Origin of the sequence: Thiohalobacter sp. (assembly GCF_027000115.1) — a bacterium.
GTDB lineage: Bacteria > Pseudomonadota > Gammaproteobacteria > Thiohalobacterales > Thiohalobacteraceae > JALTON01.
Genome location: NZ_JALTON010000040.1, coordinates 85,255 through 106,762 on the forward strand (window position 1 = coordinate 85,255; position 21,508 = coordinate 106,762).

General features: G+C 67.2%; 18 protein-coding genes. 10 read left to right on the forward strand and 8 right to left on the reverse strand.

Going from position 1 to position 21,508, the window contains the following annotated elements:
- Nucleotides 1–113 precede the first annotated feature (113 nt).
- Complete coding sequence (locus tag MVF76_RS07445) at nt 114–1,193, forward strand: TRAP transporter substrate-binding protein (protein WP_297528174.1); 1,080 nt, start codon at nt 114–116, stop codon at nt 1,191–1,193.
- Nucleotides 1,194–1,331: 138 nt separating this feature from the next.
- On the opposite strand, the gene MVF76_RS07450 is transcribed toward MVF76_RS07445, so the two are convergent.
- From MVF76_RS07450 to MVF76_RS07465, 4 genes are read right to left on the reverse strand one after another with little or no spacing between them, the layout of a single operon-like run.
- A complete protein-coding gene (locus MVF76_RS07450; RefSeq protein ID WP_297528175.1) occupies nt 1,332–2,732 on the reverse strand; it encodes a TRAP transporter large permease in 1,401 nt (466 codons plus the stop codon).
- Complete coding sequence (locus MVF76_RS07455) at nt 2,732–3,244, reverse strand: TRAP transporter small permease subunit (RefSeq protein WP_297528176.1); 513 nt, start codon at nt 3,242–3,244, stop codon at nt 2,732–2,734. Before MVF76_RS07455 ends, MVF76_RS07450 begins: the two co-directional genes overlap by 1 nt.
- A gap of 37 nt (nt 3,245–3,281) precedes the next feature.
- Nucleotides 3,282–3,623, reverse strand: a complete 342-nt coding sequence (locus MVF76_RS07460; RefSeq protein ID WP_297528177.1) for a DUF2782 domain-containing protein — start codon at nt 3,621–3,623, stop codon at nt 3,282–3,284.
- 24 nt (nt 3,624–3,647) lie between these two features.
- Nucleotides 3,648–4,373: a TIGR00730 family Rossman fold protein gene (locus tag MVF76_RS07465; RefSeq protein WP_297528178.1), complete on the reverse strand. Its 726-nt coding sequence runs from the start codon at nt 4,371–4,373 to the stop codon at nt 3,648–3,650.
- Nucleotides 4,374–4,506: 133 nt separating this feature from the next.
- On the opposite strand from MVF76_RS07465, the gene polA reads away from it, so the two are divergent.
- Nucleotides 4,507–7,218: a DNA polymerase I gene (gene polA, locus MVF76_RS07470; RefSeq protein ID WP_297528179.1), complete on the forward strand. Its 2,712-nt coding sequence runs from the start codon at nt 4,507–4,509 to the stop codon at nt 7,216–7,218.
- A gap of 494 nt (nt 7,219–7,712) precedes the next feature.
- On the opposite strand, the gene yihA is transcribed toward polA, so the two are convergent.
- A complete protein-coding gene (gene yihA, locus MVF76_RS07475) occupies nt 7,713–8,315 on the reverse strand; it encodes a ribosome biogenesis GTP-binding protein YihA/YsxC (protein ID WP_297528180.1) in 603 nt (200 codons plus the stop codon).
- 155 nt (nt 8,316–8,470) lie between these two features.
- On the opposite strand from yihA, the gene MVF76_RS07480 reads away from it, so the two are divergent.
- The 7 genes from MVF76_RS07480 to MVF76_RS07510 all read left to right on the forward strand — a co-directional run bounded on the left by MVF76_RS07480 (nt 8,471) and on the right by MVF76_RS07510 (nt 17,602).
- Nucleotides 8,471–9,082, forward strand: a complete 612-nt coding sequence (locus MVF76_RS07480; protein WP_297528181.1) for a c-type cytochrome — start codon at nt 8,471–8,473, stop codon at nt 9,080–9,082.
- Nucleotides 9,083–9,177: 95 nt separating this feature from the next.
- A complete protein-coding gene (locus MVF76_RS07485; RefSeq protein WP_297528182.1) occupies nt 9,178–11,217 on the forward strand; it encodes a cytochrome c biogenesis protein ResB in 2,040 nt (679 codons plus the stop codon).
- Between the two features lie 5 nt (nt 11,218–11,222).
- Nucleotides 11,223–12,398, forward strand: coding sequence for a c-type cytochrome biogenesis protein CcsB (gene ccsB, locus MVF76_RS07490; protein WP_297528183.1), 1,176 nt, complete (start codon nt 11,223–11,225; stop codon nt 12,396–12,398).
- A gap of 77 nt (nt 12,399–12,475) precedes the next feature.
- On the forward strand, nt 12,476–13,099 hold the full coding sequence (locus MVF76_RS07495) for a thiol:disulfide interchange protein DsbA/DsbL (protein ID WP_297528184.1): 624 nt from the start codon (nt 12,476–12,478) through the stop codon (nt 13,097–13,099).
- A gap of 43 nt (nt 13,100–13,142) precedes the next feature.
- Entirely contained in the window at nt 13,143–14,777 is a 1,635-nt protein-coding gene (locus MVF76_RS07500) for an acetolactate synthase large subunit (protein ID WP_297528185.1), read from the forward strand.
- The gene (locus MVF76_RS07505) at nt 14,774–15,601 is read left to right on the forward strand and encodes an endonuclease/exonuclease/phosphatase family protein (RefSeq protein WP_297528186.1); all 828 of its coding nucleotides are present in this window, start codon (nt 14,774–14,776) and stop codon (nt 15,599–15,601) included. The genes MVF76_RS07500 and MVF76_RS07505 overlap by 4 nt, the downstream gene beginning before the upstream one ends.
- Nucleotides 15,602–15,718: 117 nt before the next feature.
- On the forward strand, nt 15,719–17,602 hold the full coding sequence (locus tag MVF76_RS07510) for a GGDEF domain-containing protein (RefSeq protein ID WP_297528187.1): 1,884 nt from the start codon (nt 15,719–15,721) through the stop codon (nt 17,600–17,602).
- 58 nt (nt 17,603–17,660) lie between these two features.
- On the opposite strand, the gene MVF76_RS07515 is transcribed toward MVF76_RS07510, so the two are convergent.
- Entirely contained in the window at nt 17,661–19,331 is a 1,671-nt protein-coding gene (locus tag MVF76_RS07515) for a monovalent cation:proton antiporter-2 (CPA2) family protein (RefSeq protein ID WP_297528188.1), read from the reverse strand.
- On the reverse strand, nt 19,331–19,999 hold the full coding sequence (locus MVF76_RS07520; RefSeq protein WP_297528189.1) for a hypothetical protein: 669 nt from the start codon (nt 19,997–19,999) through the stop codon (nt 19,331–19,333). The genes MVF76_RS07515 and MVF76_RS07520 overlap by 1 nt, the downstream gene beginning before the upstream one ends.
- Nucleotides 20,000–20,073: 74 nt before the next feature.
- On the opposite strand from MVF76_RS07520, the gene MVF76_RS07525 reads away from it, so the two are divergent.
- Nucleotides 20,074–20,457 (forward strand): SirB2 family protein, encoded by a 384-nt coding sequence (locus tag MVF76_RS07525; RefSeq protein WP_297528190.1) that lies wholly within the window; start codon nt 20,074–20,076, stop codon nt 20,455–20,457.
- A gap of 7 nt (nt 20,458–20,464) precedes the next feature.
- On the opposite strand, the gene MVF76_RS07530 is transcribed toward MVF76_RS07525, so the two are convergent.
- Complete coding sequence (locus tag MVF76_RS07530; protein ID WP_297528191.1) at nt 20,465–21,427, reverse strand: sigma-54 interaction domain-containing protein; 963 nt, start codon at nt 21,425–21,427, stop codon at nt 20,465–20,467.
- Between the last annotated feature and the right edge of the window lie 81 nt (nt 21,428–21,508).

Consider the following 21,508-nt stretch of genomic DNA (forward strand, 5'->3'; position numbering starts at 1 on the left):
GCAGGCAATCATTTTTTGAATCAGTAAATCAGCGAGTGCTGATGCGCCGTGTCCGGTGCCGCGGCCGCCGTTTGCGTACAATGCCGACTGGACTCGATGATCTTGGGGGAGCCATGAAACGCCGTGATTTCATCCGTGCCACCGGAGCCGGCGCCGTTGCCGCCGGCGGTCTCATGGGCACCGCGCCTGCCATAGCCGGCAGGAAGATCCGCTGGAAGATGGTCACCACCTGGCCGAAGAACTTCCCCGGTCTGGGCACCGGGGCCAACTTCCTGGCCCGCACCATCACCGAACTCAGCGGCGGCCGCCTGACCGTCAGGGTCTACGGCGCCAAGGAGCTGGTGCCGGCCTTCGAGATCTTCGATGCCGTGTCCCGCGGCACCGCGGAGATGGGCCACGGGGCGTCGTACTACTGGAAGGGCAAGTCCGAGGCGGCCCAGTTTTTCTCCGCCGTGCCCTTCGGCCTGACGGCGCAGGAAATGAATGCCTGGCTCTACCATGGCGGCGGCATGGAGCTCTGGCGCGAGGTGTACGCCGAGTTCGGTTTGTTGCCGGCGGCGGCCGGCAACACCGGCGTGCAGATGGGGGGCTGGTTCAACAAGGAGATCAACAGCGTCGCGGATCTCAAGGGCCTGAAGATGCGCATCCCCGGCCTCGGCGGCGAGGTGTTGCGCCGCGCCGGGGGCACGCCGGTGAGCCTGCCCGGCGGCGAGATCTTCACCTCGCTACAGTCCGGTGCCATCGACGCCACCGAGTGGGTCGGTCCCTACAACGATCTCGCCTTCGGTCTCTACAAGGCGGCGAAGCACTACTACTATCCCGGCTGGCACGAGCCCGGCACCACGCTGGAATGCTTTGTCAACCGCAAGGCCTTCGAGGCCCTGCCCAAGGACCTGCAGGCCATCGTCACCCACGCCTGCCGCGTCGCCAATCAGGACATGCTGGCCGAGTACACGGCGCGCAACAACGCCGCCCTGCGCACGCTGGTGGAGGAACACAAGGTCGATCTGCGCCGCTTCCCCGATGATGTGCTGGCGCGGCTGAAGCAGCTGTCCGACGAGGTGGTGGCGGAGATCGCGGACAAGGACCCGCTGTCGCGCAAGGTCTACGACGCCTTCGTGAAGTTCCGCGAGCAGGTGGTGGCCTGGAGTGATGTCTCCGAGCGCGCCTATCTCAACGCGCGGCAGGACTGAGCCACGGCGGCGGTCTCGGTTGCCGGCGCTGCTGCTGGCCTTGTCCCTGACCGTGCCGGCGATGGCCGGCACGCCGCTGGCCGACGTCCACACCCACTGCAAGTGGATCCAGTCCGACGTCACCTCGCCCGAGGCGGGCTAGTTGCCGTAGACCACCCCGGGAAGCCAGGTGGCAAGACCTGGCCAGAGTGCGAGCAGGCCAAGCATCAGCAGCTGGATCACGATGAAGGGTGCCACGCCGCGATAGATGTCCCCGGTCTTCACCTCGGGGGGTGCGACCCCGCGCAGATAGAAGAGCGCGAAGCCGAACGGCGGCGTGAGGAAGGAGGTCTGGAGGTTGAGCGCGATGAGAACGCCCAGCCAGACCGGATCGACGCCCATGGCCAGCAGCACCGGACCGACGATGGGTACCACCACGAAGGTGATCTCGATGAAATCGAGCACGAAGCCGAGCAGGAACATCACCGCCATCACCGCCAGCAGGGCGCCGGCCTCGCCGCCGGGCAGGCCGGTCAGCAGTTCCTCGACCAGCGCATCGCCCTCGTAGCCGCGGAACACCAGCGAGAACACGGACGCGCCAATCAGGATCAGGAACACCATGCTGGTGACTCGCGTGGTGCTGCGCACCACTTCGCCGAGGATCGTCCGGTTGAGCTGGCGTCGCGCAGCGGCCAGCAGCATGGCGCCCACCGCGCCCACGGCGGCGGCCTCGGTGGGCGTGGCCAGGCCGCCCATGATGGAGCCGAGCACGGCAACGATCAGTGCCAGCGGCGGCAGCAGGGCGCCGGCGATGCTGCGCAACCACCCCCGGTCACGGCCGGCGGCGCGGTCCCCGGCGGGGATGGCGGGCATGGCCGCCGGGCGCAGCCAGGCCACGGCGACCAGGTAGAGCAGATAGAGCCCGACCAGCACCAGCCCCGGAATGAGGGCGCCGGTGAAGAGATCCCCCACCGAGACCGTTTCCGGCGCGAAGATGCCCATGTCCAGCTGCGCCTGCTGATAGGCCGAGGAGAGCACGTCCCCGAGCAGCACCAGGATGATGGAGGGCGGGATGATCTGGCCGAGGGTGCCGGAGGCGCAGATGGTGCCGCAGGCGATGCGCGGGTCGTAGCCGCGCCGGAGCATGGTGGGCAGCGACAGCAGGCCCATGGTGACCACGGTGGCGCCGACGATGCCGGTACTGGCCGCCAGCAGCATGCCGACCAGGGTGACCGAGATGCCCAGTCCTCCGCGCAAGGGACCGAACAGCGAGGCCATGGTGTCCAGCAGGCTTTCCGCGACCCGCGAGCGTTCCAGCATCACGCCCATGAACACGAACAGCGGCACCGCGATCAGGGTCTCGTTGGTCATGATGCCGTAGAGGCGGTTGGGCAGCGCCTCGAGGAAGGCAGGATCGAACAGGTCGAGCTGGTAGCCGATGGCCGCGAAGGCCAGCGCGGTGCCGGCGAGCGAGAAGGCCACCGGATAGCCGGCCAGCAATACCAGGCCGACGGCCAGGAACATCAGCAGCGGCATGGCCTCGACGACCCAGTCCGGCATCAGCGCTTGCCCCGACGGATCACGGCAATGCTGCGCAGCACCTGCGCCAGCCCCTGCACCAGCAGCAGCGTGGCCATCACCGGTATCGCGGTCTTGAGCAGGAACACGCCGGGCAGGCCGCCCGCCTCGCGTGAGCCCTCGTGCAGCCGCCAGCTCTCGGCCACGTAGTCCCAGCTGATCCAGAGGATGAAACCGCAGACCGGTATCAGCAGCAGCAGTGCGCCGAGCAGGTCGGTCCAGGCGCGGCCGCGCGGCGAGCGCTTGCGGTAGAAGATGTCCACGCGTACGTGGCCATCGTGGCGCAGGGTATAGGCGGCACCGAGCAGGAACACCAGCGCATGCATCCAGGTGATGGACTCCTGCAGCGCGATCCAGCCCAGATCGAAGGCATAGCGCAGCACCACCACCAGGAAGGTGACCAGTACCATGGCCAGTGTCAGCCAGCTGACCGCGCGCCCGCTCCATTCGGAGAGGCGCTCGATGCGGTCGGCGAGCTGTTCGAGTCGGTTCATGAGGCCGGCATTATACCGGCGCCTGCCGCGGCCGCGGTTACCAGCGGAAGATCACCCAGCTGGGGACGAGGATGCGCGGATCGAGTTCGCTGCGGCGGGTTTCCAGCTGGCCGTCGCCGTCGGCATCCATGAGGTAGTAGCTCGGCCCCTTGGCCGGCGTGACCTTGATCATGTAGAGCTGGCCGTTGAGCCGGTACTCTTCGACCGTGCGGTCCTGGCGGCGAATGATGGTGACCTCGGGTTCGATGCCCTCCTGTGCCGCCGTACCGGACGGCAGCGGCGGCGTGTCCTGCGCGGCCGGTGGTGGCGGGGGCGCGGGTTCCTGGGCGGCGAGCGGGGCGCTGAGGCAGAGGGCGGCGAGAAGCAGCGGCAGTCGCATGACGGTGTCCTGTAGGGTGGTGTCTCAGAGATCGAGCAGGATTTCCTGCTCCTCGGCGGAAGGCTCGAAGCCCCGGCTTTCATAATAGTCAAAGATGGCATCCACGACCTCGGCCGGCTCGTCCAGGATCCGAAACAGGTCGAGGTCCTCCGGCGAGATGGTGCCGGCCGTGACGAGGGTGTCGCGGAACCAGTCCACCAGCCCCTTCCAGAAATCCGAGCCGACCAGAATGATGGGGATGCGCCGGGTCTTGCCGGTCTGTACCAGGGTGAGGATCTCGGCCAGTTCGTCGAGGGTGCCGAAGCCGCCGGGCAGTACCACGTAGGCCGAGGCGTACTTCACGAACATCACCTTGCGCGAGAAGAAGTGGCGGAAGTTCAGCGCAATGTCCTGATAGGGATTGCCGGACTGCTCGTGCGGCAGCTGGATGTTGAGGCCGATGCTCGGCGAGCGCCCCGCCTGGGCGCCCTTGTTGGCGGCTTCCATGATGCCGGGTCCACCCCCGCTGACGACCGAAAAGCCCGCGTCCGAGAGTTGCCGCGAGATCTCTTCCGCCAGCTTGTACTCGTCCGACTCCGGTGGGGTGCGCGCCGAGCCGAAGACGCTCACCGAGGGCTTGATGCGTGCCAGCCGTTCGAAGCCCTCCACGAACTCGGCCATGATCTGGAAGATCTTCCAGGATTCCCGGGTCAGCTGGGTATCGTTGACCGGCATCATGCCGGGGTGGGAGCGTCGGGTCTGTTCGTCCATTGCCTCGCCTTGGGGTAATTCGGGTGCGCGGCTGCGTCACTGTCTGATCGGAACACCGTCCGGTGCCCGCTCTGGACGGGCAGGACCCATGCTACCATTGCGCGCGGGTCGCAAGCCATCCGGACACCCCGCCATGAGTGAACAGCAACCGACGCCCGTCGTCCTGGTGGACGGCTCCTCCTATCTGTACCGCGCCTACCATGCCCTGCCACCGCTGACCAACTCGCGCGGCGAGCCCACCGGCGCCGTCTATGGCGTCACCAACATGCTGCGCCGGCTGCTCAAGGACTACCCCGATGCCCATGTGGCCGTGGTGTTCGATGCCAAGGGCAAGACCTTCCGCGACGAGATGTTCGAGGATTACAAGGCCCATCGGCCACCGATGCCGGATGACCTGGTGGCGCAGATCGAGCCCTTGCACGAGGTGGTGCGCGCGCTGGGTTTCCCGCTGCTGGAGGTGCCGGGCGTGGAGGCCGACGACGTCATCGGCACCCTGGCCAGGGTTGCGGCCGAGGCCGGTCATCCGGTGATCATCTCGACCGGCGACAAGGACATGGCCCAGCTGGTCGATGACCGGGTGACGCTGGTCAACACCATGAACGATACCCGGCTCGACGCCGAGGGCGTGCGCGAGAAGTTCGGCGTGGGGCCCGAGCGCATCGTCGATTACCTCGCGCTGGTGGGGGATACCTCGGACAACATCCCGGGCGTGCCCAGGGTCGGGCCCAAGACCGCGGCCAAGTGGCTCAATCAGTATGGCTCGCTGGACGGGATCATCGCCCACGCCGACGAGATCAAGGGCAAGGTGGGCGAGAGCCTGCGCGAACATCTCGACGATCTCGAACTCTCGCGCCGGCTGGCGACCATCCGCCGCGATCTGGCGCTGGACGTGCGCCCGGAGGATCTGCGGTTGTCACCGCCCGACCGCGAGCGCCTGCGCGAACTGTTCGAGCGGCTGGAGTTCCGGACCTGGCTGCGCGAGCTGCTGGACGCCGCCGGGGCGGGCGAGGATGCCGGGCGGCCCGCCGGCGATACGCAGGGCGAATACGAAACCGTGCTCGACCTCGAACGGCTGGAGGCCTGGCTGGCGCGCCTGCGCCAGGCCGAGCTGTTCGCCTTCGACACCGAGACCACCAGCCTCGACTACATGCAGGCACGATTGGTGGGCGTGTCCTTTGCCGTGGTCGAGGGCGAGGCTGCCTACGTGCCCTTCGGCCACGACTATCCCGGGGCGCCCGACCAGCTCGCGGCCGAACAGGTGCTGGCGCGCCTGCGGCCGCTGCTGGAGGATGCCGGCGCGCGCAAGATCGGTCATCACATCAAGTACGACATGAACGTGCTGGCGCGTCATGGCATCGCCCTCGAGGGCATCGCCTTCGATACCATGCTCGAATCCTATGTGTTGGACAGCACCGCCAGCCGTCACGACATGGACTCGCTGGCGCTGAAGTATCTCGGCCGCAAGACCATCCGCTACGAGGACGTGGCCGGCAAGGGCGCGAAGCAGCTCGGCTTCAACGAGGTGCCGGTGGAGACCGCCGCGCCCTATGCCGCCGAGGATGCCGACATCACCCTGTGCCTGCACCACACCCTGTGGCCGCGGCTGGCGCCGGAGGACGGCCTGCGCCGGGTGCTGTGCGAGATCGAGTTGCCGCTGGTGCCGGTGCTGGCGCGGATGGAACGTACCGGGGTGCGCATCGACGTGGACATGCTGCGCCGCCAGAGCGAGGAGCTGGCGACGCGGTTGGCCGAGCTGGAGGCCGAGGCCCACGCCCTGGCCGGCCAGCCCTTCAACCTCTCCTCGCCCAAACAGATCCAGGAGATCCTGTTCGAGAAGCAGGGCCTGCCGGTGCTGGCCAGGACCCCCAAGGGCGCGCCCTCCACCGCTGAGTCGGTGCTCGCCGAGCTGGCCGCCGACTATCCGCTGCCGCGGCTGATCCTCGACTACCGGGCCCTGTCCAAGCTCAAGTCCACCTACACCGACCGCCTGCCCGAGCAGGTAGACCCGGACACCGGCCGGGTGCACACCTCCTACCATCAGGCGGTCGCTGCCACCGGGCGCCTGTCCTCCAGCGACCCCAACCTGCAGAACATCCCGGTGCGTACCGAGGAGGGCCGGCGCATCCGCCAGGCCTTCGTCGCCGAGCCGGGCTGGAAGATACTCGCCGCCGACTATTCCCAGATCGAGCTGCGCATCATGGCCCACCTGTCGGGAGACGAGGGCCTGCTGCGGGCCTTCGCCGAGGGCGTCGATATCCACCGTGCCACCGCCGCCGAGGTCTTCGGGGTGGCGCCGGAGGCCGTCACACCCGACCAGCGGCGCTCCGCCAAGGCCATCAACTTCGGACTCATCTATGGCATGTCCGCCTTCGGCCTGGCACGCCAGCTCGGTATCGACCGCGGCCAGGCGCAGGACTACGTGGACCGCTATTTCGAGCGCTACCCCGGGGTGAAGACCTACATGGAGCGCACCCGCGAGCAGGCGCACGCGCAGGGCTATGTGGAGACCCTGTTCGGCCGCAGGCTGTACCTGCCCGAGATCAACGCCCGCAACCAGCAGCGCCGCGCCGCCGCCGAGCGCACCGCCATCAACGCCCCCATGCAGGGCACCGCCGCCGACATTATCAAGCGCGCCATGATCGCCACCGATGCCTGGCTGCAGACCGAGGGGCTGAGCGCGCGCATGATCATGCAGGTGCACGACGAACTGGTATTCGAGGTACCGGAGGCGGCACTGGCGGCCTTCGAGCCCGGGTTGCGGGCGCGCATGGAGGGGGCGGCGGAACTGGCTGTGCCCCTGCGGGTGGACATCGGCGTGGGCGACAACTGGGACCAGGCCCACTGAATGCCGTGGCAGTTCACGGGCTTGCCGAAAGGAGGCGGATTCGCGCTTCGGCCAATGCCCGAAACCCCACGTTTTTCAGGGTCGCCTGTCCTTCGAGGATCTTTGACAGACGCGCCGGAAAAGTTTGGCTATAGTTTTCACTGAACCCTGATCCAGGCAGCCGTCCACGGAACTCTTTCCGCGCGAGGGAGCCTAAGGAGATGGAAACGCTGCAGACTTGAGGGGCCGTTCTTCCTCCCTGGAACGGAACCCCTCCCAACCCGGTAATCCCCAAACCGGGTGACCTTGACCCCGGTACTCTCCCCCCCTTGAATACCGGGGTTTCTTTTTGCCCGCGGTTCCATGGCGTCGCCCGGATGCAGGCCGCGGGGCCGGAGTCCGGGGTAACCCGCTCTGATGCCGGCGTTTGGAACACGGAGTCCACCGAGGCGCACTCTGCATGCAGGCGCAGCGGCCGGGGAAGGCGCGCCGATGCATCGGCTTCCGGCCTGGTGCTAATCGGCGACCTCCAGCCACTCGGCCAGCAGCCCCCGGGCGTCCTCGACCCCCTGGCGATCGTGTGCGGAGAACAGTTGCAGGCTGGCCTCCACGCCACCCTCCTCCAGCGCCCGCTTGACCCCCAGCAGGGCGGCGCGGGCGGCGCCGCGACGGAGCTTGTCGGCCTTGGTCAGCAGGATGTGCAGCGGCAGCCCGGCCTGTTGGCACCAGGCGATCATCTCCTGGTCGAACTCGGTCAGCGGATGGCGGACGTCCATGACCAGCACCAGCCCCGCCAGCGAGCGGCGCTCGTGCAGGTAGCGGGTCATCTCCCGCTGCCACTGCTGCTTCACCTTCGCCGCCACCCTGGCATAGCCGTAGCCCGGCAGGTCCACCAGCCGGGCGCGGTCGGTGACGGCGAAGAAATTGAGCAGCTGGGTGCGCCCGGGGGTCCGCGAGGTGCGCGCCAGCGCCTTCTGCTGGCAGATGGCGTTGAGCGCGGAGGACTTGCCGGCGTTGGAGCGTCCGGCGAAGGCCACCTCGCGGCCGTCGTCGGGGGGTGCCTGGCCGAGGCGGGCGGCGCTGGTGAGGAAGCGAGCGTGCGCGAAGGGATTGCTCATGCAGGCATTTTCCGGACGTTGCGGCAGGCCGTCACTATTGAATCGGCCCCCCCCGGCTGGTATAAAAGGCGATCCATTTTGGCCTCATGCCTGCCGCGTCCGCCCGTCCGACGCCCGTTTTCCCAACCTGCCAGGTACAGGAGTTCGTCAACACCATGAACAAGCAGTTTGCTTTTGCAGCCCTTATGTCCGTGACCGCGGCCCTGGCCGCGAGCCCGACCCTGGCCGCCGACGCGGCCGCGGGCAAGGCCAAGTCCGCCATGTGTGCCAGCTGCCACGGCGCAGACGGCAACAGCGCCAACCCCGAGTGGCCCAAGCTGGCCGGCCAGCATGCCAAGTACATCGCCAAGCAGCTCGCCGATTTCAAGGCGGGCCGCCGGGAGAACGCCATGATGGCGCCCATGGCCGCCGGCCTCAGCGATGCCGACATGGACAACCTGGCTGCCTACTTTGCCAGCCAGACCATGAGCCTGGGCGAGGCGGATCCCGATCTCGTCGAGCTGGGCGAGAAGATCTACCGTGGCGGCAACAAGGCCAGCGGGGTGGCCGCCTGCATGGCCTGCCATGCGCCCAACGGCATGGGCAACCCGGCGGCCAACTTCCCGCGTCTGGCCGGTCAGCACGCGAAGTACACCGAGAACCAGCTCAAGGCCTTCCGTTCCGGCCAGCGGGCGAACGACGCCGGCAAGATGATGCGCAACATCGCCGCCAAGATGACGGATGCCGAGATCGCGGCCGTGGCCTCCTATATCCAGGGCCTGCGTTGATCGGCGCCATCCTTCGCTGATCGAGCGCAGTCGGGGGGTGGCCATGGCCACCCCCTGTCGTCTCCGCCGCGGTATCTGAATCGGATGGTCCCTGCTTGAACCGCCCCGCACAGCCCGGCAAGTCCGCACCGGCGCCCAGCCGCGCCGGCATCTTCATCGAGTTCCTCGGCTCGATGAATCTGGCCATCACCCTGCTGGTGGCAGTGGCCATCGCCTCGGTGATCGGCACCGTCCTCAAGCAGAACGAACCTTACCAGAACTACATCATCAAGTTCGGACCCTTCTGGCACGAGATCTACCGGACGCTGGGACTCTACGATGTCTACAGTGCGGGCTGGTTCCTGTTCATTCTCGCCTTCCTGGTGATTTCCACCAGCGTCTGCATCTATCGCAACGCACCGGACATGGTCCGCGACATGCGCGAGCTGCGTACCCGGGTGCGCAAGGCATCGCTGCAGGGTTTTCATCACCAGCGCCAGTGGCAGGTGGCGCGCCCGGTGGAAGAGCTGGTGCCCTCGCTGATGGCCGGGCTGCATTCGGAGGGCTATCGCGCGCGCTGCGAGGCGCAGGGCGATCATCGGGTGATTGCCGCGCGCAAGGGTGCGCTCAACCGCCTGGGCTACCTCTTCACCCACGCCGCCATCGTCATCATCTGCATCGGAGGCCTGGTGGACGGCAACCTGCCGCTCAAGCTCAAGGAGATGGCCGGCCAGATCAAGCCCGAGACACGGGACATTCCGGCCAGCGAGGTGCCGAAGATCAGCTGGCTGCCGGTGGAAAACCCCTCCTTTCGCGGTAACGTCAACATCCCCGAGGGCGGTACCGCCAGCATCGTGTTCCTGCAGTTGCGCGACGGCTATCTGGTGCAGCCTCTGCCCTTTACCATTGCACTCAAGGACTTCCGGGTCGAGCACTATGCCACCGGCCAGCCCAAGTCCTTCGAGAGCGATCTGGTCATCCACGATCCCGAGCGCGAGGCACCGTTGACGGCCACCATCGCCGTCAATCATCCGCTGATCTACAAGGGCTACGCCATCTACCAGGCCAGCTTCAGCGACGGCGGCAGCCGGCTGCGGCTCAAGGCCTGGTCGCTGAACCGGCCCCGGGTCGACGCCCAGGACCTGGAGAGCGCGGTGTTCGAGCGGCTCCAGGTGGAGGTCGGCAATGGCGAGACGATGACGCTGGAGTTCAACGACTTCCGGCTGTTCAACATCAACCCGGCACCCGAGGGCTCGGGCAGGAAGTTCATGAACTTCGGCCCCAGTTTCACCTACAAGCTGCGCAACGCCCAGGGCGAGGCGCGGGAATACGAGAACTACATGAGCCCGGTGGAACTCGAGGGCCGTCGTTTCTATCTAAGCGGCATGCGCACCACGCCCTCCGAGCCCTTTTTCTACCTGCATGTCCCGGCCGACGCCCGGGATTCGCTGGAGCGCTTCATGCGCTTCAACGCCCTGCTGCGCGACGAGGACCGCCTGCGCGGGATTGCCGAGGCCGCCACCCGCGCCACCTTCGCCGCGTCCGGCTCCCCCGATGCCGAACTCAACAGTCAGGTGGTCAATACCATGCTCGGACTGATGGATCTGTTCACCCGCGGCGGCTTCGAGGCCATCGTCGCCCAGGTCGAGGAGAGCGTTCCCGAAGACCGGCGGCTGGATGTCATGGACGCCTACATGAAGGTACTGCGCAACCTGCTCAGCACCGCCTACGCGCAGGTGCTCGAGGAGGAAGGCGTCGACATCAGCGCGGGCATCAATGAGCGCGATGCCCGCTTCTACGAGGACGCGGTCAACGCCCTGGCCGCGCTGCCGGTCTACGGCTCGCCCTTCTACCTGCAGCTGACCGACTTCACCCACATCCAGGCCTCCGGCTTGCAAATTGCGCGGGCGCCCGGCAAGAATGTGGTCTATCTGGGCTTTGCACTGCTGACCCTGGGCGTGTTCATGATGTTCTACGTCCACCAGCGCAGGCTGTGGTTCTGGCTGGAGCCGGAGGGGCAGGGTACCCGGGTCCTGTTCGCCGGCACCGGCAGCCGCGACCGGCGTGATTTCGCGGCCGAATTCGAACGCCTGGCCGAGCGCTTCGCGCGCGTCACCGGCGGCAATGCGGGCACCTCGACGGGTCCGAAGGAGTAATAGACATGTCCGTGACCGAACAGCACCTGCTCGACGACTGGCGGCGTCCCTCGTTGTGGCAGCGGCTCTCCGCCTTCGACTGGATCTGGGCGATGCTGGTGATGGCCGGCACCGTCTATGCCCATGTCCGCTATCACACCCTGATGGACGCCTACGAGGTGGCCATACTCTATGGTACGGCGCCGGCGCTGATTGCCCTGGGCTGGCACTTCAAGGCCATTCGCGGCTTCAGCCTGGCGGTGGCCGCGCTCAGCCTGCTCGGCATCTGGCTGTACGGTCAGGATCTGGCGCGCAGCGAAACCAGTTTCCTGCTCAAGTACCTGCTCTCGTCCCAGTCGGCCATCATGTGGATGAGCGCACTCTATGTGGCGGCCACGCCGGTCTACTTCGCCGCCAGCGCCAGCCGTTCCGAGTTCGTCGGCAGGGTCGCCACGGGCATGACCTGGACGGCGACCACCATGGGGCTGGTGGGGCTGATGGTGCGCTGGCGGGAGTCCTACCTGATCAGCCATGATGTCGGCCACATACCGGTCAGCAACCTCTACGAAGTCTTCATCCTGTTTTCCATCATCACGGCCCTGCTCTACCTGTATTACGAGGGCCGCTACCGCACCAGGGCCCTCGGCGGCTTCGTGATGCTGGTGATATCGGCTGCCGTGGCCTTCCTGCTCTGGTACACCTTCGATCGCGGTGCCCACGAGATCCAGCCGCTGGTGCCCGCGCTGAAGAGCTACTGGATGAAGATCCACGTGCCGGCCAATTTTGTCGGTTACGGCGCCTTCGCGCTGGCTGCCATGGTCGGTGTCGCCTATCTCATCCGCGCCCGCCAGCCGGCGGACAGCGATGGCCTGGCGGCGCGCATGATCCCCGACCTGGATGTGCTCGACGACGTCATGTACAAGTCGATCGCGCTTGGCTTTGCCTTCTTCACCGTGGCGACCATACTGGGGGCGCTGTGGGCGGCCGAGGCCTGGGGCGGCTACTGGTCCTGGGATCCCAAGGAAACCTGGGCGCTGATCGTGTGGCTGAACTATGCGGCCTGGCTGCACATGCGCCTGACCAAGGGCTGGCGCGGCACGCCCATGGCCTGGTGGGCGATCGTGGGGCTGTTCGTGACCCTGTTCGCCTTCCTGGGCGTGAACATGTTCCTGTCCGGCATGCACTCCTACGGGGAACTCTAGGTGCCGCGTGCGGCTCAAAGTGTCTGCCGGCCCGGGGCCGGAAGCCCATTCACCGACAACAAGCAAAGGGTTGTGACATGCCGAACCGAATGATCGCCTGCCTGCTGGCTCTGTTTCTGCCGTTCTCCGCTTCCGCCGCGGAATTCGAGGCCGGCAAGGACTATCTCACCATCCGGCCGGCGCAGCCGACCAACGATCCTGCCCGCATCGAGGTGGTGGAAATGTTCTGGTACGGTTGTCCGCACTGCTTCCAGCTCGAGCCGCTGATCGAGGAATGGGCGGCGAAGTTGCCGGACGACGTCAATTTCCTGCGCGTGCCCGCGGTGCTCAGTCCGCGCTGGGAGCTGCTGGCCAAGGCCTGGTACACCGCCGAGCTGCTGGGGGTGACCGACCGCATCCACAAGGCCCTGTTCGACGAGATCCATGTCAAGCGCAAGCGCATCAACAGCGAGCCGGCGCTGCGCAGCTTCTTCGTGCAGCAGGGCGTCAAGGGCGAGGACTTCGACAACACCTTCAATTCATTCGGCGTCGCCGCCAAGGTCAACCGCGCCCGCCAGCTCACCCGCAACTACGGCATCCGCGGGGTGCCGTCGATGATCGTCGAGGGCCGCTACCGCACTTCGGCCACCGAGGCCGGCTCGCACGAGCGCATGCTCGAGGTGGTCGATTATCTGGTCGAGCAGGCGCGCAAGCAGCGCTGAGCGATCGCTTCCGGCGGCACTGTCCGCCCACAGGCAGGGATTCATGAAAGCGGCTGAACTCTTCGTTCGGTGTCTGGAAAACGAAGGTGTGGAATACATCTTCGGGGTGCCGGGCGAGGAGAATCTCGATGTCATGGATGCCCTGCTCGATTCCCGCATCGAATTCGTCACCTGTCGTCACGAACAGGGGGCGGCCTTCATGGCCGACGTGTACGGCCGCCTGACCGGCCGCGCGGGCGTCTGCCTGTCCACGCTCGGACCCGGCGCCACAAATCTCATCACCGGCGTCGCCGATGCCAACCTGGACCACGCGCCGCTGGTGGCCATTGCCGGCCAGGCCGATACCAACCGGCTGCACAAGGAGTCCCATCAGGTACTGGATCTCGAGCAGCTTTTCCAGCCGGTCACCAAGTACTCCTCGCGGCTGCTGACACCCAACATCATTCCCGAGGTGGTGCGCAAGGCGTTCAAGGTGGCGCAGTCGGAGAAGACCGGGGCGACCTTCATCGAGTTTCCCGAGAATATCGCCAAGATGACGCTCGACGATGTGCCGCTGCCGATCAAGCATCCGTCCACGCCCGAACCCGCGGCCGATCGCGTCGAGCGCGCCGCGGAACTGATTTCCGAGGCCCGCAATCCCATGATCCTGGCGGGTAACGGCGTTATCCGCCAGCGGGCCTGGAAGCATCTGGCCGAGTTCGCCGAGGCGCTCAATATCCCGGTGGCCAATACCTTCATGGCCAAGGGCGTGGTGCCCTTTGCGCGCAATCCGCTGGCCCTGGGCAGTGCCGGCCTGCAGGCCAACGACTACGTGAGCTGCGGCTTTTCGCGTGCCGATGTCATCATCTGCATCGGCTACGACCTGGTCGAGTACCACCCGCACCTGTGGCATCCCACGCGCGACCGCACCATCATCCACATCGATGCCAGTGCCGCCGAGGTCGATGCCCACTATCCGGTCGCGGTCGGGGTGATCGGCGATATCAAGCACAGCCTGATGCGCATCGCCGAACTGGCCACGCCGCACTCGGGCCAGCCCATGCGGCCGCTGCGCGACGCGCTGGTCGAGGAAATGAGTCAGCACGCCGATGATGTCTCGCACCCGGTCAAGCCGCAGAAGCTGATCTGGGACCTGCGCACGGCACTGGCGCCGGAGGACATCGTGGTCTGCGACGTGGGCGCGCACAAGATGTGGATGGCGCGCATGTTCCGCTGCGAGTATCCCAACACCTGCCTGATCTCCAATGGTTTCGCCAGCATGGGCATCGCCGTGCCCGGAGCCATCGCCGCCAGGATGGTTTACCCCGATCGCACCGTGGTCGCCGCCACCGGCGATGCCGGCTTCCTGATGAACGCCCAGGAAATCGAGACAGCCGTCCGGCGCAACATTCCCATCGTGATCCTGGTCTGGAACGATGGCGGCTACGGCCTGATCGAGTGGAAGCAGCTCAACCAGTTCCATCGCACCTCGCACGTCGACTTCGGCAACCCCGACCTGGTGAAGTTTGCCGAATCGTTCGGGGCACGCGGTTACCGGGTAGAGCGTACCGAGGAGCTGATGCCCATCCTGCGCCAGGCCATCGCCGAGCCCGTGGTCAGTGTCATCGACTGCCCCGTGGACTACGACGAGAACCTCAAGCTGACCGAGAAGCTGGGCAAGCTCGTCTGCCCCATATGAGCGCAGCCAGCCGCAAGCCCTCGCAGGCCGAAAGGCCGGAACCGGTCGGGAAGGCCGGTGCGGGTGGACACCGCCTCAAGGTGCTCAGCTTCAACATCCAGACCGGCATTTCCACCAGCCGCTACCGGCACTACCTGCTGCACTCCTGGAAGCATGTGCTGCCGCACCCGAACCGCTTCCGCAATCTCGATCGCATTGCCGAGATCGCGGCCGAGTACGACATCGTCGGCCTGCAGGAGGCAGATGCCGGCAGTCTGCGTTCGGGTTTCGTCAATCTCACCGAATACGTGGCGCAGAAGGCCGGTTTCCCTTTCTGGTACGACCAGACCAATCGCCGCATCGGGCGCATCGCGCGGCATGCCATCGGCGTGCTCAGCCGTTTCGAGTGCAGCGAGATCATCGAACATCGTCTCCCGGGGCCCATACCCGGCCGCGGCGCGCTTTCGCTGCGCTTCGGACAGCGCAGGGAGTCGCTGCTGGTGATGATCCTGCACCTGGCGCTGGGCCGCCGCGCCCGGCTGGCCCAGCTCGATTATGTGGCCGACGTGGTCAATGCCGAGCAGCATGTCATTCTCATGGGCGACCTGAACTTTCCCTCGCGCAGCCCGGAGATGGAGTTCTTCATCAACCGCACCCTGCTCAGCGAGCCCATTCATGACCTGCACACCTTCCCGAGCTGGCGTCCCAACCGCAACATCGACCACATCCTGGTGAGTCCCACGCTCAGGGTCGAGCGTGCCCGGGTACTGGACCATCCCATTTCCGATCACCTGCCCATCTGCATGGAGCTGGTGGTGCCGGAATCGGTGCGGCTGCCCGGCTGAGCCTGTTTTCCCCGTCCCTGCCATGTCAATTTCCGGCGTCTGCGACCGATAACCCTTGACGGTGGCCCCGTTTCCGGGGCTGGCCCTGGTTTTCAGTCACTTGGAGCGATCGCCTCAATGGCTACCGCCGAAGATCCTGCCAATTCCGTCGCCGCCTGGAAGCGCAAGTACTACGACAGTCTCGAGGAACTGGAGACGCGCGAGCGCCAGTGGGGGCAGATGGAGGACCTGCTCCGGCGCACCATTTCACGCCTGACCCTGGCGGCAGACGGTCTCGATCCCACCCTGGACGAGCAGCTGCGCGCCCTGCGCGATGCCATCCGTGACCGGGCCGAAGCGCCCGCACTGCGCGCCCGCATCGAGGCCATGTCGAAGACCCTGGTCAAGCTCGATAACCAGCGCGCCGCCGAACGGGCGCTGCCGGGCCGCGTGGAGATTCTGGCGCAGGTGCTGGAAGGCGCGCGCCTCCCGAAGCCGCTGGCACGGGAAGCGAAGGCGCTGCGCAAGACGCTCAAGGGTCTGGGCGAGGATGATCTGGACAAGGCGGTCAAGGCATTCGCGGATTTCCTCGCGCGCGCGCTGGCACCGGAGGCTGCCGACGAAGGCACGCCTGGGGGGCTGCTCGGCCGCCTGTTCGGGTCGCGTGAACAGAAGGCGGCGCCCGAGGCGACGACCGCACCGCCGGCTGCCGAGCCACCGCCCGCACGTGCCGAGCCGCCGAGCCTGGTCCCCGGCCAGCGCGACATGCTTTTGGGCCTGATCGAGCAGCTGGCCCGTACTCCGCAGCGTCGGGCAGGGGTCGGCGAACTGCGCGAGCCGGTGCTGCGTGCCGCCACCGAGGCCGAGTTGCGGCGGCTGGGCGAGCAGCTGGCAGCGCTGTTGAATACCTCCCCGACGCTGGCGGACGAAGTGTCCGCAACGCCGACGACCGACGTCGGGACCCGCGACGCGGATGACGCCGCCGTGCGTGACCTGCTGCGCCAGTTGCTGGAGCGCATCGAATTTCCCGCCGAATTTGCCGACGAGGTCGAGGCGCTCAAGGATCGCATCCTGGACACGGCTACGCCGCTGGATGTCGATGCCACCCTCCAGGCGCTGGCCGACCTGGTGTCGCGGGTGCGCAGCAAGCTGCAGGACGAGACCCGGGAATTCGAGAACTTCCTCAGCCAGCTCACCGACCGGCTGGCCGACATCGACGAGCATGTGCGCGGCAGCGAGGCCGACCGCATCGCCAGTTACAAGAACGGCCGCGAACTCGGCAACGCAGTCGAGGCGCAGGTGCAGGACATCGCCAGCAGCGTGCGCGATGCCAGCGACCTGCCGCAGCTGCGCGATGCCGTTCAGTCACGCATAGAGACCATCATTGCCCACATCGAGCAGCATCGTCAGGTCGAGGCCGCGCGTCACCGGGCGGCCGAGGCCAAGGTGCGCGAGCTCAGCGAGCGGCTGGCGGCGCTGGAAGAGGAAACCGGCGAACTGCGCAGCCGGGTGCGCGAGGAACGCAACCAGGCCATGACCGATACCCTCACCGGCATTCCCAACCGGCTGGCGTGGGAGGAGCGGGTTGGGCAGGAATACGCCCGCTGGAAACGTTTCGCCACGCCGCTGGCGCTGGTGGTCTGGGACGTGGATCACTTCAAGAAGATCAACGACCGCTTCGGTCACAAGGCCGGCGACAAGGTACTCAAGGTGATCGCCAACCTGCTGGCCGACAATGTACGCGAAACCGATTTCCTCGCCCGCTACGGCGGCGAGGAATTCGTGATGCTGATGATCGGCGCCAGTGCCGAGGACGCGCAGCGGGTCGCCGACAAGCTGCGCGAGGCAGTGGCGAATTGCGGCTTCCACTACAAGGGCGAGGCCGTGCCCATCACCATCTCCTGCGGTGTCGCCCAATTCAGCGAGGGGGACAGTATCGAGTCGGTGTTCGAGCGTGCCGACCAGGCCCTTTATCGCGCCAAGGACAGCGGTCGCAATTGCTGCGTGGTGGCCGACGCCTGACCTTCCGGCCGTTCCGTCCCGAATGCAGGCCAGATACCCTGCGGGCGCATCCCCTTCCTCAGCCGTAGTATTCCCGCCGCAGCCCTTCCACCAGCGCCTCGATGGCGTCTTCCGCCAGTCCGGCACTGCGCAGCACGCCGCTGCCGAGTTGCAGGCTGGCCTCCAGCGTTTCCGAGACCACCTCGGTGGCGCCCGCCCTGCGCAGCTCGTCGCAATGCAGGCGGTCCCGGCCGCGGGCGTGGATGGGCAGGTCGGGGTAGTGTTCGTGGAGCTGGCGCACCAGGCGGATGGCCGCCAGCGGCTGGTCGAGGCTGCACACCAGCAGGCGCGCGCGCTCGATGCCGGCAGCATGCAGCACGTCGACCTGACTGGCATCGCCGAAGAACACCGGCAGGCCCTCCCGACGGCCTTCCATGACCCGAACCGTGTCGCGCTCGATGGCCAGGAAGGGCACGCCACCCCGATGCAGCAGCCGGGCGATGCGCCGGCCCACCCGCCCGAAGCCGGCAATGATGATATGCGGCTGATCGTCTTCAAGATGCCGGGTGTTTACGTCGTGGGTTGGCTCGTCGCCGTGAAGCCGGCGGGACAGGCGTTCGCTGACGAGGACCGCGAGCGGCGTCAGCGCCATGGTCAGGGCGATGACCAGGGTCAGAAGCTGGAACAGCCGGTCCTCCAGCAGGCCCGAGACGGATGCCAGCCCGAACAGCACGAAGCCGAACTCGCCGCTCTGCGACAGCAGTCCGGCCACCCGCGTCGCATTGGCCGTGCCCTCGCCCCACAGTTTCACCAGCAGCCAGAGCACGCCGGCCTTCAGGGCCATCAGGCCGATCACCAGGCCGCTCACCAGCAGCGCCTCCTCCAGCAGCAGGCCCAGGTCCACGCCCATGCCCACGCTCATGAAGAACAGGCCGAGCAGGATGCCGCGAAAGGGCTCGATGTCGGCGATCACCTGATGCCGGTAGTGCGATTCGGCGAGCATGAGGCCGGCGAGGAAGGCGCCCAGTGCCAGCGACAGGCCGGCCTTCTGCATCAGCCAGGCGGTGCCCAGCACGGCGATCAGTGCCGCGGCGATGAAGAGTTCCCGGGTGCGGCTGGAGGCCACGGCCTGCAGCAGGGGCGTGAGCAGGAAGCGGCCTGCCAGGATCACCGTGCCGACCGCGAGCACTGCATCCAGCACCGCAAACTCGAGGCCACGGGCCAGGCCGGTATCCTCGGCCAGCAACGAGACCAGTGCCAGCAGCGGTACGACCGCGAGATCCTGCAGCAGCAGGATGGCAAAGGCCACGCGCCCGTGCGGGCTGCCCAGCTCGCCGCGTTCGCTGAGAATCTGCAAGCCGAAGGCCGTGGAGGAGAGCGCCAGGCCGAAGCCGATGATGACCGTGGTGCGCAGATCGATGCCGAAGAGCCAGACCACGGCCATGATCAGCCCAGCGGTGACCATCACCTGCGCGGTGCCCAGTCCGAATACCTGCCGGCGCATGGCCCACAGCCGCGCCGGCTTGAGTTCCACGCCGATCACGAACAGCAGGAAGACCACGCCGAACTCGGCGATGTGGCGGATATCCTCCACGTCCCCGATCAGCCCCAGTCCCCAGGGGCCGATGAGCGCGCCCGCCGCCAGGTAGCCCAGTACCGAACCCAGTCCAAGGCGCAGGAACACGGGGACCACCAGCACGGCAGCAATCAGCAGCAACAGGATTTCGACCAGGCCCGGGGCTGCATCCATCAGCGGTTCTCCTCCAGGGCGGCGAGTGGAGCGCGCAGGCGCGCGGCGAAGTCGCGGGGCGGCACATACTGCAACAGTTCACGGCCCTCCTGATCCATGACCAGGTCCAGTCCCAACCGCGGATACAGCCAGTGGGTCACGCCCTCTGTCTCGGCAATGCGCTCGACCGGTTCGCCGAAGCGCGCCACGGCCAGTGCCTCGTCGAGCTGGGCGGCGGGGATGAAGCCCAGGCCGGTGACCGGTGCCGCGCGGACCGTTGCCAGGTCATTGTCGGCCAGCCAGTAGCGCACGGCGCCGCTCTCCTGCGGCTTGCGGCGCGGCGCGTGACGTTTCAGGGTCTCGATCGTTTCCGGCGGGAGGTGGGCACTCACTACCAGCCGGCCCGACAGCGGACCGGCCTGAAAGCGCGGATAGTAGACCTCCAGCGTGCCGGCCTCGCCGGGACGGGCGATGATGGCGAGCTGGGCATCGCGCCCGTGGCGGTCGAGCACGGCGCCCACGTCGTCCACGCCGAGATGGATGTCGAACACCCGCGAGCTGCCATCGCCGGGGAGCTCGATCTGCCAGGGCAGGCCGCGCATTTCGGCCGGCGGCTGCGGCCGGTGCAGGGCCAGGGCCGCCGCCAGCAGCAGGCCGACCAGGAGCAGGGCGCGGAGCAGGGTCTTCATGTCGGCTACTGTACCTGAAACCGGCGCCTGACCAGGATCATTTGTACATCCCGGTTCCCGGGTAGAATGTCGGCATGGACTATCTGCTGGTCAAGTCGATCCACGTGGCCACGGCCGTGATCACGCTGGCGTTGTTCCTGCTGCGCGGGCTCTGGATGTGGCAGGGCAGCCTGGCGCGGCGCGGGCGCTGGGTGCGGGTGCTGCCGCATGTGAACGATGCCACCCTGCTGGCCAGCGCGCTGGCGCTGGTCGCGATCGGTGGACACTGGCCCTGGCAGCAGCCCTGGCTGGCGGCCAAGCTGGTGGCACTGCTGGCCTACATCGGGCTGGGCATGCGGGCGTTGCGGCCCGGTCGCCCGCCGGCGACGCGGCGCCTGGCCTTCCTATCGGCGCTGGGGGTCTTTGCCTATATCGTCGGCGTGGCGGTGCGCCGCTCGCCGTTGTCCTGGCTCGGGTGACGGGCCGTCATCCCTCGATGGCGTATTTCTTCAGCCGGTAGAGCAGGGTATCGCGGGTCAGGCCCAGCAGGCGCGCGGCCCGGCTGCGGTTGCCGCCGGTGCGGGCCAGTGCCTGGCGGATGAGTTCCACTTCCAGTTCCCGCAACGACAGGCCCTCGCCCGGCAGTTCCAGCAGCGGCCGCACCTGCGCCGGTTGCGGGCTGCGCATCTCCGGTGGCAGGTTGCCCGCCCCGACCCTGCCGCCCGGGAACAGGATCAGCAGCCGCTCGCAGAGATTGCGCAGTTCGCGCACGTTGCCGGGCCAGTGCCAGCGCCGCAGCAACTGCAGGGCATCGCGCCCGATTCGCGGTGCCGGCAGGCCATGCCGTTCGCCCAGCTCGGCGAGGAAGTGCTCCATCAGCAGGGGCAGGTCACCGGGCCGCTCGCGCAGCGGTGGGAGCCCGAGCGGTACCACGTTCAGGCGGTAGAAGAGATCGGCGCGGAAGCGCCCCGCGGCCACTTCTCCGGCGAGATCGCGGTTGGTTGCCGCAAGGATGCGCACGTCGGCATGCTCGGCACGCGGGGCGCCGATGGGCTGGAACTCGCCGGACTCCAGGAAGCGCAGCAGCTTGGCCTGCAGGCCGGAGGGCATGTCGCCGATCTCGTCGAGCAGCAGGGTGCCGCCATGGGCCTCGCGCACGAAGCCGGCATGGTCGGCATCGGCGCCGGTAAAGCTGCCACGGCGATGGCCATAGAGCAGGGATTCGGCCAGATCGGCGGGCAGGGCGGCGCAGTTCACCGCCACCAGCGGCCCCGACGCCCGCGGGCTTTCGGCGTGCAACAGCCGCGCCAGCAGGTCCTTGCCGGTACCGGACTCGCCCTGGATCAGCACCGGTACATCGGTCGCCGCCACCAGGCGCGCGGCGCGCAGCTGGGCCTCGAAGGCCGGGTCCTTGCCGATCAGCGGGGTCACGGGGTTGGTTTCCTTCATCGCCTGTTCCGTTCGTTCAGCATCCGCAAGTATCTATAATGTGTGTGCTCCGGCGCGCCTTGATGCAGGTCAGTCTCCTGG